This window comes from Sorangium sp. So ce327 (assembly GCF_051530205.1).
Taxonomy (GTDB): domain Bacteria; phylum Myxococcota_A; class Polyangia; order Polyangiales; family Polyangiaceae; genus Sorangium; species Sorangium cellulosum_B.
Map to the genome: position 1 here is coordinate 182,851 of NZ_CP150330.1, position 12,390 is coordinate 195,240.

Below are 12,390 nucleotides of genomic sequence, written 5' to 3' on the forward strand. Positions count from 1 at the left end.
AGCTCGCGGAGTTTCTTTTTTGCGATGCGTGTATTTTGCACAAATTCCTTGACGCTCCGGAGGGCGCGGTTATATGCATGATACACATATCTGAAACGCGGTCCAACAAAGCGGAGCTCGCTGTGGAATCTACTTTTTCAACGGATGTCCTGATCGTCGGCGCAGGTGCTGCTGGGTTGACCCTCGCCATCGAGCTCGCCCGCCGGGGCGTTGCGTTCCGGCTCATCGACAGGCAGGACGGGCCCTTTCGCGGCTCGCGGGGCAAAGGGATCCAGCCGCGCAGCCAGGAGGTGTTCGAGGATCTGGGCATCCTCGACCGCGTCGTTGCGGCAGGCGGCCTGTACCCACCCCCGCGGGTCTATCGCGACGACGGAGGCTACGAGGAGTCGCAGATCATGGAGCCTCAGGACCCGACGCCTGGCGAGCCCTATCGCCTGGCGCTCCTCGTACCTCAGTTCCTGACCGAAGCCGTGATGCGCGAGCGTCTGGCGGAGCTCGGGAAGCACCCGGAGTTCAGCCGCGAGCTGAAGAGCTTCGAGCAGGATGGCGAGGGGGTCGACGCCCGCATCGCCGGCCCGGCGGGCGAGGAGACCGTCCGCGTCCGCTACCTCGTCGGAGCGGACGGCGGCCGCAGCGTGGTACGGCACGCGCTCGCGATCGGCTTTCCCGGCAAGACCCTGGGGGTGCGCGCGGTCGTCGCCGACGTCGTCCTGGAGGGACTCAGCAGGGCCGCCTGGCATCGCTTCAACGAAGGGTCGATGGAAAAGCAGATGTCGCTGTGCCCGCTCGTCGGCACCGACTTGTTCCAGTTGCAGGCGCCGATTCCTCTGGAGGGTGATGTCGATCTCTCCGCGGAAGGCCTCACAGCGATGGTCACGGGCCGCACGGGCCGAGGCGACATCGTGATCCGCTCGGTCTCCTGGGCCTCCGCCTACACGATGAACGCGCGCCTCGCCGACCGTTACCGGGACGGGCGCGTCTTCCTCGCCGGCGATGCCGCGCATATCCACCCGCCGACGGGTGGGCAGGGCCTCAACACGAGCGTGCAGGATGCCTACAACCTCGGCTGGAAGCTCGCCGCCGTTCTGGCAGGCGCGCCGGAGGCGCTGCTCGCGACCTACGAGGAGGAGCGCCGGCCGATCGCCGCGGAGACGCTCGGCCTGACGACGAAGCTCCTGGACGCGGCGAAGCGAGGCGACATGCGCCGCGGTCGCGAGGTGCATCAGCTCGATCTCGGATACCCGGAATCGTCGCTGGCCATGGAGAAGCCGAAACGCAGCGGCGGCATCGTCGCGGGCGGCCGAGCGCCGGACGCGCCCGTCCGCGGCGTGGCGGGGATGCCGACGCGGCTCTTCAAGCTCTTCCAGGGTCCGCAGTGGACCTTGCTGGGTTACGGGTCGGACCGGCTCTCGGCCGTCGAGCCGCGCCCCGGACTTCACATCCACGCCGTCGGGCTGCGCGGCGACATCGTCGATGACGGCGGCCATCTCCGCGCTGCTTATGGCGTGTCGCTCGGCGACTGGGTGCTCGTCCGGCCGGACGGATATATCGGCGCCATCGTGTCGTCCGATCATGCGCCGGCTCTGGATGCCTACCTTGCCAGCGTCGGCCTCCCATCGCGGGGATGACAAGGACGAGAGCGCGCTCTCGCGACGCCGCAGGCTGCTGAGTTCACCGAGCCAACGGCGCGGCCGCTCGCGTCAGGGGAGACGGAACATCGACCAGGGCACCTGGGCGCCGGTACCACCGTTCTGGCCGATCGGGTTCGCGGTCTCCGCCGCGGGGTCCAGCGTGATCGACGAGATGTAGCGATCCCCCTGACCGCCACCGGGCCCTTGACCAGGTTGTGCTCCGCGTCGTAACCGGGTGGTAACCGTCTTCCAACGGACGTGGATCCGGCATAAGATGAGAAGCAGGGGGTTCAATCGAGATGGATTCCCATGCCGAGAAGTTTGCCAAGCTCGCCGAGCGAATCGAACGCGATTTGAAGCGTATCGATGATGCTAGAGTTGCTGCTCGGCTCAAGCCGGTGCGGGCACCAGAAAGGGTACCTCATTGGTTTACTCGCGTCCTTTCAAAGCTTCGACGTGGTTCGAAGGCTCAGCCGAGCGCCGAGGACGAGGGAGCTCGTCGATTTGAAGAGGCTCAACGCCGTCTGGAATCACTTGAGAGATATGGGGCGGAGCTGGCACGAGCGGCTGCGCAGGAGGCTGCGAACGCCAGGGAATGGGAACTACGCGCGATGCTCGCGGTTCGAGCGGGTGACGATGTCCTCGCGCGCGAAGCGCTCTGTCGGCAGCGCGAGGCGCTCGAAGGTGCATCGGCGCACGAGCGGCAAGCGGCAGCGATCTCGGCGGCGATGGCCGAGTACACGTCTGCTCTTGCCGCCATCAAGGCATCTCCGCGTTGATGGGGCTGCGACGGACGACACCAGACCGACAGAGCACGCGCCCGGGTAGCCCGCGTCGATGACGGAACGCAGGCAGGTGCGTCCTCCACGGCCGGGATGAGCCGCGTGACCCGGTGCTGCGCTTGACGTCGCCCGCCGTGATGATCGCACGCGGCGCGACACCCCCCCTCGATCACGCGAGGCGAGTCGCTCGCCAAGGCATCGGTGGGCCGCAGCGGCAGCCGGCCTCCGCCGACCTCAGGGGCCCGCGCCGCAGGTCCTCGGCGGCACATGCGCCCTGCGCAGGGCAGGTCGCGACGCCTGGCGCGTGGCTTGCTATGTTTGCGCGACGAGCCGATGCGCCGCTCCAACGCCACGCCCACGACGCCTTCCAACTCGCCCGCCCAGGCGGAGCCGGCCCCCCGGCGCGACGGCCGGACGACGAGCATACCGCGCCGCGAGGCTCGCCTCGGCGACGTCCTTGCTGCGACCGATTTCTCGCCGGGGGCTCTCGCGGCGATCGAGCGCGCCGCGCGCCTCCCCCTCGCGGCGGGCAGCACCTTGCGCCTCGTTCACGTGCTGCCAGCGCCCGCCTCGCCCGCGGAGGGCGAGAGCGCGGAGCAGGCCGCGCGTCGCTCGCTCGACGAGATCGCGGCCCGCGCCCTCGATGTCGCCCGAGGCGCGGGGAACGCTTGTCTGAAGGTCGTCTCGAGCGTGCTCGTCGGCAGAGAGTTCGTCGAGATCATCCGTCATGCGCGCAGCCACGGCGCGGAGCTGATCGTCCTCGGCAGGCGCGGGGAGCGCCCGATCCTCGATCTCCTGCTCGGGTCGACGGCCGAGCTCACGGTCCGTCACGCGGACACGCCCGTGCTCGTCGTACAAGGAGCCCCCGCCGGCGCCTACAGGCGACCGCTGCTCGCCGTCGAGCTCTCGGACGTCGCGCTCCGGAGCGCCGCGCTCGCGACGAAGGTCATCGACCCCGAGGTGAGCCGCATCCGGGCGATCCACGCCTACCGCGTGCCCTTCGAGGACAGGATGGCGCTCGCCCTCCCCTCGATGGAGTTCGCGGCCTACAAGGCGCGATACCATGACGACGCGCGCGCCGGCCTCGGGCGCCTCCTCGACTCGTTCGACGGGCTCGGCGTGACGTGGGAGTCGTCGGTCCGGCGCGGCGACGCGAGGCGCGCGATCGTCCGCGAAGCCGGGCGATGGAAGGCCGATCTCATCCTCATGGGCACGCACGGGCGCTCGGGGATCTCGCGCGCTCTCCTGGGCAGCGTGGCCGAATCCGTCATGCGCTCGGCGCCGTGCGACGTGCTGATCGCGCGCCCCTCCACGTTCGTGCTGGAGCTGCCCTGAGCGGCGCGGCAGCGAAGCATGCTCCGGCGGCGCCTGGACGCGCGCGTCGACTCGACCCGCCGAGGGCAAGGTGGCGTGAGCGCTGTGAGGCGGTGAGACGATAGGGGGTTGGCTCTGCGGCCCCCTCGGCTAGGCTCCGCCGTCGCATGATGCCGGAAGCTGCCCTCACGCTGGCCATCCTCGGAGCCACGATCGTCCTGTTCGTGAGCGATCGCCTGCGGCTCGACGTCGTGGCGATGATGTCCTTGCTCGCGCTCACCCTCTCCGGCGTCACCACGGTCTCGGACGCGCTCGCCGGGTTCAGCAACCCGGCCGTGCTCATGATAGCTGGCCTGTTCATCGTGGGGGCCGCGCTGACGGACACAGGCGTCGCCGACTGGCTGGGTCACCGCCTCGAGCGCGTCGCGGGAACGGGAGAGGCGAGGGTGATGGTGGTCGTGATGGGGGCGACGGCGCTCCTTTCCGCCTTCATGAGCTCCACAGGGACCGTGGCGATCCTCCTGCCGGTGGTGGGGACCCTCGCGTTGAAGCGTGGAATTGCGCCCGCGAGGCTCCTCATGCCCGTGGCGTTCGCCGCGCACCTCGGGAGCAACCTGACGCTCATCAGCACGCCGCCGAACCTGCTCGTGAGCGACGCCCTCCGTGAGGCGGGGCGCGAGCCATTCCGCTTCTTCAGCTTCATCGTTCCAGGCCTCGCCGTGCTCGTGATCGGCGTGGCCTACGTCGTGTCGTTCGGTCGTCGCCTGCTCCCTGGCAAGGCGGACGCGGCGGACGCGGGCGCGCCGCGCTCGCTCACGCTGAACGATCTCGCGATGGACTACGAGCTCGGCACGTCGCTGCGCGCCTTGCGCGTCACCGCGCGCTCGAAGCTCGCCGGCCTCACGCTCGGCGCCGCGAACCTCCGCGCCGACTTCGGCGTGACCGTGGTGGGGATCGCGCACGACGGGCCTCGTGGCCCCTTGGCCAAGCGCGTCGTTCCGCACGCGGTGTTCGTCGCGGGCGACGAGCTGCGCGTGCTCGGGAGCGACAGCGCGATCGCCGCGCTCGCGGAGCGCTTCGAGCTCGAAGCGCTCCCGGAGCGCCCCGTCTTCTCGTTGCCCGACGAAGAGTCCATGTGTGAGGTCGTGCTCCCGCGGCGCTCCCGGCTGGCGGGACAGACCCTGCGGGAAGCCAAGTTCCGCGATCGCTATCGCGCCAACGTGCTCGCGATCCGCCGAGGCGGAGGATCGCTGCCGGTGTTCCATGCGACGCCCGAGCTGCGCGATCTCAAGCTCCGCGCCGGCGATACGCTCCTCGTGAAAGGGCGGCAGAAGCACCTGAGGAACCTCCGCGACGAGCGGCGGGATCTCGTGCTCGTCGCCGAGCCGGACGCGCCGAGCGCCGTGCTCGTCGATCGCGGGCGCGCCCTTGCCGCCGTGGGGGTCACCCTGGGGATGCTCGTCATCATGGCGTTCGGGTGGCTGCCCAACGTGGTCGCCGTGCTGCTCGCCGCGGTCCTCCTGGTGCTCGCGCGGTGCGTGCGCCCGGCGGACGCCTACCGCGCCGTGAACTGGGAGAGCGTCGTGCTCATCGCGGGGATGATCCCCGTCTCCACGGCGCTGGAGCGCACCGAGGCGATGGGGGCCGCCGTGTCCGCGGTCGAGCAGCTCCTCACGGGGGCGCGGCCCACGGTGGTCCTCGGTCTGCTCGTCCTCTTCACCTCGGCCATCGGGATGGTCCTCTCCAACACCACGACGGCCTTGCTCGTGGCCCCCCTCGCGGTCCGTCTGGCCGAGGCGCTGGGCCTCGCGCCAGAGCCCTTGCTCATCGGCGTCGCGTTCGCGTCTTCCGCGGCGTTCGCCACGCCGATCGCTTCTCCGGTGAACGTCCTGGTGATCGCGCCGGGCGGCTATCGCTTCAACGATTTCACGCGCGTGGGGCTGCCGCTGCAGCTCCTGGTGCTCGCGACCACCGTCATCGTCGTCCCGCTCGTCTGGGGCTTCTGACCGCGGGAGGCGCCGCTTCAGGCCGCCCGGCGGCGCCCCGGGCGCGGGACGCGGCCCTCAAGGCTCCTTCTTCTTCCACTTCTTCTTTTTTGGCGGCGGCAGCTTCGTCTTTCGATATCCTCGGCGCGATCGTCCTCCGGACCATCGCCGGCGAGCCATTCATCCATGCCTGATCCCGTCATCCGCAATCCGATCCTGCCGGGCTTCAACCCCGATCCGTCCATCGTCCGCGTCGGCGACGACTACTACGTCGCGACCTCGACCTTCGAGTGGTACCCCGGCGTGCAGATCCACCACTCGCGCGACCTCGTGCACTGGCGTCTGCTCTCGCGCCCGCTCAACCGCGCGAGCCAGTTGAACCTGCTTGGCGACGGCGATTCGTGCGGCGTCTGGGCGCCGTGCCTGACGTATGCGGATGGCCTGTTCTGGTTGATCTACACCGACGTGAAGCGCTACGGCCGGACCACCGTCGGTGGGGCGTCCGGCGCGTCGATGCGCGACTTCCACAACTACCTGGTGACCAGCCCCACCATCGACGGCGAGTGGTCGGAGCCCGTTCATCTCAACTCGAGCGGCTTCGACCCCTCGCTGTTCCACGACGACGACGGCCGCAAGTACCTGAGCAACATGCTGTGGGACCACCGGCCCGGCCGCGCTCGCTTTGCCGGCATCGTGCTCCAGGAGTACTCGCACGCCGAGCGCAAGCTCATCGGGCCTGTCACGAACATCTTCAAAGGCACGTCGATCGGCTACACCGAAGGTTCGCACATCTACAAGCGCGGCGGCTTCTACTACCTGATCACCGCCGAGGGCGGCACGTACCAGGGCCACGCCGTCACCATGGCGCGCTCCCGTGACCTCACGGGCCCGTACGAGCTGCACCCCGAGACGTACATCCTGACCTCGCGCGCTCGCGCCGACGTCGCGCTGCAGCGCGCGGGCCACGCTGACCTTTGCGAGACGCCGTCGGGCGACGTGTACATGGTCCACCTGTGCAGCCGTCCCATCCCGAACCGCGGGCGCTCGACGCTCGGCCGCGAGACCGCGATCCAGAGGATGGTCTGGTCGGACGACGGCTGGCTTCGCACGGCCGATGGTGAAGGTGTCCCGCGCGTCGAGGTCCCAGCCCCCGGCCTGCCCGCGCATCCGTTCCCCGCCCGAGCCGCGCGCGAGGACTTCGATTCACCGCAGCTGCCGATCGACTTCCAGTGGCTGCGCTCGCCCTACCCCGACGAGCTGTTCAGCCTCACCGCACGTCCCGGTCATCTCCGGCTCTATGGCCGCGAGACGCTCGGCAGCCTGTTCCGCCAGTCGCTCGTCGCGCGTCGCCAGCAGGCGCACTGCTACACGGCGGTCACGTCGGTCGACTTCGCGCCCGAGCGTTATCAGCAGATGGCCGGGCTCATCTGCTACTACAACGCGAGCAAGTTCCATTACCTGCACATCTCGCACGATGAGACGGTCGGGCGCTATCTCCGGATCATGTCGGCGATTCCGGATGGGGTCATGGCGGACGCCTTCACCGCACCCGTCCCCATCCCGGGCACCGCGCCCGTGCACCTGCGCGCCGAGCTCGACCACGACCGGCTCTACTTCGCCTACAGCCTCAACGGTGCGGACTGGAGCTGGTTCCCGGAGCACCTGGACGCCAGCATCCTCTCGGACGAGGCCTCTGCGCCCGGCCTTCCCAACTTCACCGGTGCGTTCGTCGGCATGGCGTGCCAGGACATGTCGGGTGCCGGGCGCCCAGCCGATTTCGACTACTTCGAGTACCGCGAGCGCGAGTACCTGATCGACCCCAGGCGCCCGTAGCGTCACTTTGCAGCCCGTCAGGGGTGTGAGCAGGCCGGGGCCCTCAAGGCTCCTTCTTCTTCTTCCACTTCTTCTTCTTGGGCGGCGGGAGCTTCGTCTTGTTCGGGTCCTTGGGCGCCCACGGAACACGCGTGTCGATCGGCAGGATGTCCTCGTGCGGCAGGGCGCGCTCGCCCTCGCGCTTCACCGCGAACGACGCCGAGACCACGTTGATCCTGTGCGCCCCGATATCGGACAGATCACCCTTGGCGCGGAGCCCGACAGGGATGCAGAACCTCCTCTTTCGCTCTTCTTCATCCATGTCGCCCGCCGGCGGCGCCCCGTCGCCCGGGCCGCGCAGCTGGCCGAGCCGACTCGGATCCTCCATCGCCAGCTGGAGCTGCTCGAGCACCTCCTCGGCGCACACGAGCTCCGCCTTGGGCTTCTTCTTGCTGCCGGACGGATACTGCACCTTGGACTGGACCTTGACCGTCACGGTCACCGGCTGCCGGTCAGGCCCCATCTGCAGCGCGCTCCCGGCGAGCGCGCCCTTGGCCCCGTCCACGATGCGATCCCACGTGGGGCCGTCCCCGGCCGACGCGCTCACCAGCCGGACGCCGAGGACCTGGCCGTCGGCGCCGAGCTTGACCTCGAAGGTCGCCCGCGCGTCGAGGGGCGCCGCCGAGGAGCGGACCATGTCCGCCAGGGTGCTCGCCACAGCGCCCGCGGCGGGGACGCTGATCCCCACGCTCTTGTCCTTGCTGTGCAGCGTCTCGTTCAGCACCGTGCCCGCGATCGCCGGATCCACGGGGCGAGCGCGCGGGGCGGCCGTCGGGGCGGCGCGCGGCGCGTCGGGGCCGGGGAGCACGCCGGGCACGGCCCAGAGGGGCGTCCCGAGCCCTGGGGCGAGCGCGATGCCCCCGCCCTCGGCGGGCGGTGCCCCGCCGTACTCGTCGCCGGGCGGCGCCGTCGCCGGGCCCCCCGGGGCCTCCGCGGCGGGCGCAGGGGCCTCGGCGGTGGGCGCGGGAGCCCCGGGCGCCTCGACGGCGGGCGCGGCGGCCTCGGCCGCAGGCCGGGCGGCGGCTCCGGCTACGGGCGGCGCCGTCTCCGGAGGCGCGGCCTTCGGCTCGGCGGCGGGGGCTGCCGGCGCCGGCCTCGCGCGCTCCACCGAGGCGACCTTGGCCGCCGCGGCGCCCGGCGCGGGCGCGTGCGCCTTCTCGGCCGGAGCGGCCTTGCCGATCTCGCCGGCCGCCTCCGGCTCGCTCCCGGCCGGCGCCGTGGTTGCGGCCTGGGGCGCTGGTGGTTCCAGCTCGAAATCGATGCCATCCACGATCGCGGACGGCTCGGAAGGGCCCTCCGGAGGCCGCTCCGGCCTCGGCGCGGCGAGGATCGCGGCGTGCGCCGCGACCGCCATGGCCAGGGCCACGGCATCGCGCCCCCGCAGGGAGATGCTCACCGCCTCCTCGTGCCAAGGCAAGCGCGCATCGACCAGTTCTAGCACGCCCCCCGGCGCGCGGACCTGCATCCCCGGGGGTCCCCTGCCCACCGGCGCGAAAAGCACGATCGCGGCGCTGCGATCGCGCCGCGCGGCCGGGGAGGCCGGGGGTGAGGGGATTGCTCCACCCTGCGGGAATGATGGAACCGCCAAGTCGCCAGACGACGCCAAGATTTTTGTGGTTTCTTGGCGTCTTCTGGCGACTTCTGGCGACTTGGCGGTTCAAAAAAACACCTGCGGCCAAAGTACCCCCCCACCACCAGCCGGTGTTTCGCTCCCCTCGTGTCGCTGCGTTGCGAATCGCGTGCCGGCGTGCGGTATCAGAGCACAGGCGTGCCCGGCGCGGCGTCCTCGACCGTGACGGTGCGGACTCGCCCCTCGACCTCGGCGGTCAGCAGCATGCCTTCGGACACGAGCCCTTTGCCGAAGTCGCGCGGCGGCAGGTTGCAGATGACGACGACCCGCTTGCCGACCAGCTCTTCCGGGGCGTAGCTCGCCGCGATGCCCGAGATGATGCGCCGGGGAGCGCCGTCGCCGGTGTCGACGCGCAGATCGAGCAGCCGGTCTTTCTTCTTCACGCGCTCAGCGCTCGTGACCACGCCGATCCTGAGATCCAGCCGGGCGAAATCGTCGAACGCCACAGGGCTCTTGCCCTGGCGCGCCGGCGGGGCGGCCACCTCGGCGCCGCCGCTCGCCGCGGGCGCGGCCTTCGCCTCCGGGGCGGCCTTCGCATCGGCCTTCCCCGGCTCAACGTCCGGTCGCGGCGGGGCGAACCGGGCGAGCAGCTCGGCCTCTTTCTCCTTCTCGAGGCGCGGGAAGATGGGCGAGCCCCTGCGGAGCTTCTCGCCCGGCGCTCGCGAGGGGAGCGCCATCGGCCAGCGATCGCTGCCCTCCTCGAACGCGATCGGCGGCAGCCCGAGCTGCTCGCGCATCCTGCCCGCCACGACCGGCATCACGGGGGAGATCATCACGCTGATCGCCTCGAGCTGCTCGATCAAGGTCGCGATGATCGTCCCGAGGCGCGCCGGGTCCGTCTTCTTGGCCACCCACGGAGCGGCCTTGTCGATGTAGAGGTTCGCCGCGGCGATCACCGTCCAGATCGCGTCGAGCGCGCGCGTCGGCTGGTTCGCGTCGAACGCCGTCGCCGCGGCCGCCGCGGCCTGCCGCTGCGCCCCGGCGAGCTCCTCCTCGAGCGGGCCCGAGGCCCCCTTCGCGGGCACCTCCTCGGCGAACGGGAGCACGCGATTCAGCAGGTTGCCGAGCGCGTTGCCGAGCTCCGAGCCATACCGCGACAGCACGTCCTGGAGGCTGAAGTCGCCGTCCTGACCGAACGAGATCGCGCGCATCAGGCAATACCGCACCACGTCCACCCCGACGTCCGCCGCGCCCGGGCTGCCGGGCAGGGCCGCCGCGGCCGCCTCGGAGAGGGCGGACGCCACCTCGACGGGGCTGATGGTGTTGCGGAGCGTCTTCGACATCTTCTGCCCGCTGTACGTGAGGAACCCGTGGGCGAAGACCTGGCGCGGCAGCTCCGCCTCGCCGTAGCCGGCCGAGAGCAGGAACGCAGGCCAGTAGACGGCGTGGAAGCGCAGGATGTCCTTGCCGACGAGGTGCACGTCCGCGGGCCAGAAGCGCGTGTTGTCCTCCGGCTCCCGGAGGGCGGTCATGTAGTTCGCCAGCGCGTCGAACCAGACGTACATGACGTGCTTCGGGTCGTCGGGGACGGGGATGCCCCACTCGAACGTGGTGCGGGAGACCGACAGATCCTGGAGCCCCTCGCGCACGAAGCTCACCACCTCGTTCAGGCGGCTCGCCGGCTGCACGAAGGTCGGGTTGCGCTTGTAATAATCGAGCAGCGCGTCTCCGTACCTGGACAGGCGGAAGAAGTAGCTCTCTTCCTTGACGCTCTCGGCGGGCTTCTTGTGCAGCGGGCAGACGTTCCCGGGCTGCTCCAGGTCCTTCTCGGTGTAGTAGGCCTCGCACCCGACGCAGTAGAGCCCCTCGTAGTGGCCGAGGTAGATGTCCCCGCGCGCCTTGATCCGGCTCCAGAGCTCCTGCACGGCCTTCTTGTGGCGCGGCTCGCTCGTGCGGATGAAGTCGTCGGGAGCGCAGCCGAGCTTCGGCCACGTGGCGCGGAAGACGGCGGCGATCTCGTCGGCGTGCGCGCCCGGCGCGACGCCGCGCGCCTCGGCGGCGCGCTGGATCTTGAGGCCGTGCTCGTCCGTGCCGGTGAGCATGCGGCTCTCGTGGCCGCGCAGCCGGTGGTAGCGGCACAGCACATCCGCGGCGATCGTCGTGTAGGCGGTGCCGAGGTGCGGGACGTCGTTGATGTAATAGATGGGCGTCGTGACGTAGAAGCGGCTCGCCATGGCAACGCCCTCTTAGCATGGGGCGCTCTCCCGCGGCGAGCCGGCGCGGCGCCGATCAGAGCAGCGCGTCCTCGGGGAGCTCGGCCTGGTGCAGGACTCCATCCGTGAACACCTGGCCGTCGATCTCGTAATAGAGCCGGAGCTGCACCCTGCGCGCGTCCGGCCGCGGCGACACCGAGCCCGGCGTCGCGGTGGATCCCTGGAAAATCTTGCCGGCGAAGCTGAACTGCTGGTTCGGGCCCCACCCGGTATACGAAAGCGGGATCGTCTCGGCGTGGACGAGCGCGTCGTGGCCGTCGAACACGTGGACATCGATCCATGCGCTGGCGCCCCACGCCGAATGGCTGACCCACGCGTCGAGGTCCAGGTGAATCTGGATGTCTGTCCCCGCGATCGGCCCCTGCGCGGGCCTCGGGAACGCGTAGACCTTCGAGACCCGAAAGGCCCGGACGTTCGTGATGTCGGGGCGCCGCTGCGCCCCCGCGCGGTAGAGGACCGGCTGCGCCGGGATCCGCGGCGGCGGGCCGCCCACGTCGAACCAGTAGTTGTCGCCGAAGCGCGTGTCCCACGCCTCGCACCGGCGGCTGGTCTGAGAGAAACCGTGGAACCAGATCTCCGCCTGGGTCGCGTCGTCGGGCACCGAGATCTCCAGGGCCGCGGGCCTGTGCGCGACGACGTGCCCGGGCGGGTTCCCCGGGGCCCGCACCTCCTCGACGACGCTCCCTTGCACGATCGCGCCCCGCGGGTGAAAGCGGACGTAGGCGGTGATTTCGCCGATCTCGGCGCCGCGCCACGTCGCGAAGCAGCGCGACAGGCGGCTGAGCTCATACTCGATCCTGAGCTTCCCCCCGCGCTCGATCGGACCCTGCTGCGCGTGCTGCCAGTCAGGCAGGAACTGGAGAACAGCGGTCGTTGCCATCGGGACCCTCCTTGCATGGACGCGTAGCCAGGAACGGGCAGCCGATGCAAGCGGGACGACGTTTCGGCCGGCTTGAAGGCCGA

General features: G+C 70.4%; 8 protein-coding genes. 5 read left to right on the forward strand and 3 right to left on the reverse strand.

All coding sequences use genetic code 11. The annotated features are described in order from the left end of the window. The first annotated feature begins 77 nt into the window (after positions 1 to 77). From WME95_RS00705 to WME95_RS00725, 5 genes are all read left to right on the forward strand, one after another. Positions 78 to 1,628 carry an FAD-dependent oxidoreductase gene (locus WME95_RS00705; protein ID WP_437911125.1) on the forward strand — a complete coding sequence of 517 codons (1,551 nt, stop codon included), beginning with the start codon at positions 78 to 80 and terminating at the stop codon, positions 1,626 to 1,628. A 302-nt stretch (positions 1,629 to 1,930) separates the two neighbouring features. Continuing rightward, positions 1,931 to 2,410 carry a hypothetical protein gene (locus WME95_RS00710; protein ID WP_437906472.1) on the forward strand — a complete coding sequence of 160 codons (480 nt, stop codon included), beginning with the start codon at positions 1,931 to 1,933 and terminating at the stop codon, positions 2,408 to 2,410. A 336-nt stretch (positions 2,411 to 2,746) separates the two neighbouring features. After that, entirely contained in the window at positions 2,747 to 3,748 is a 1,002-nt protein-coding gene (locus WME95_RS00715) for a universal stress protein (RefSeq protein WP_437906473.1), read from the forward strand. A 146-nt stretch (positions 3,749 to 3,894) separates the two neighbouring features. Then, positions 3,895 to 5,733 (forward strand): SLC13 family permease, encoded by a 1,839-nt coding sequence (locus tag WME95_RS00720; protein ID WP_437906474.1) that lies wholly within the window; start codon positions 3,895 to 3,897, stop codon positions 5,731 to 5,733. Positions 5,734 to 5,898: 165 nt separating this feature from the next. Beyond that, positions 5,899 to 7,545: a glycoside hydrolase family 43 protein gene (locus tag WME95_RS00725; RefSeq protein WP_437906475.1), complete on the forward strand. Its 1,647-nt coding sequence runs from the start codon at positions 5,899 to 5,901 to the stop codon at positions 7,543 to 7,545. Positions 7,546 to 7,588: 43 nt separating this feature from the next. Here the strand turns inward: WME95_RS00725 and WME95_RS00730 are convergent, their stop codons facing one another. From WME95_RS00730 to WME95_RS00740, 3 genes are all read right to left on the reverse strand, one after another. After that, positions 7,589 to 8,980: a hypothetical protein gene (locus WME95_RS00730; protein WP_437906476.1), complete on the reverse strand. Its 1,392-nt coding sequence runs from the start codon at positions 8,978 to 8,980 to the stop codon at positions 7,589 to 7,591. A 359-nt stretch (positions 8,981 to 9,339) separates the two neighbouring features. Further along, positions 9,340 to 11,388 carry a methionine--tRNA ligase gene (gene metG, locus WME95_RS00735; RefSeq protein ID WP_437906477.1) on the reverse strand — a complete coding sequence of 683 codons (2,049 nt, stop codon included), beginning with the start codon at positions 11,386 to 11,388 and terminating at the stop codon, positions 9,340 to 9,342. A 55-nt stretch (positions 11,389 to 11,443) separates the two neighbouring features. After that, positions 11,444 to 12,307 carry a DUF6209 family protein gene (locus tag WME95_RS00740; protein ID WP_437906478.1) on the reverse strand — a complete coding sequence of 288 codons (864 nt, stop codon included), beginning with the start codon at positions 12,305 to 12,307 and terminating at the stop codon, positions 11,444 to 11,446. Positions 12,308 to 12,390 lie beyond the last annotated feature (83 nt).

Coding starts and splice junctions, on each gene's coding strand:
- WME95_RS00720 (WP_437906474.1), top strand. CDS start 3,895: ATGATGCCGGAAGCTGCCCTCACGCTGGCCATCCTCGGAGCCACGATC.
- WME95_RS00710 (WP_437906472.1), top strand. CDS start 1,931: ATGGATTCCCATGCCGAGAAGTTTGCCAAGCTCGCCGAGCGAATCGAA.
- WME95_RS00740 (WP_437906478.1), bottom strand. CDS start 12,307: ATGGCAACGACCGCTGTTCTCCAGTTCCTGCCTGACTGGCAGCACGCG.
- WME95_RS00725 (WP_437906475.1), top strand. CDS start 5,899: ATGCCTGATCCCGTCATCCGCAATCCGATCCTGCCGGGCTTCAACCCC.
- metG (WP_437906477.1), bottom strand. CDS start 11,388: ATGGCGAGCCGCTTCTACGTCACGACGCCCATCTATTACATCAACGAC.
- WME95_RS00705 (WP_437911125.1), top strand. CDS start 78: ATGATACACATATCTGAAACGCGGTCCAACAAAGCGGAGCTCGCTGTG.
- WME95_RS00715 (WP_437906473.1), top strand. CDS start 2,747: ATGCGCCGCTCCAACGCCACGCCCACGACGCCTTCCAACTCGCCCGCC.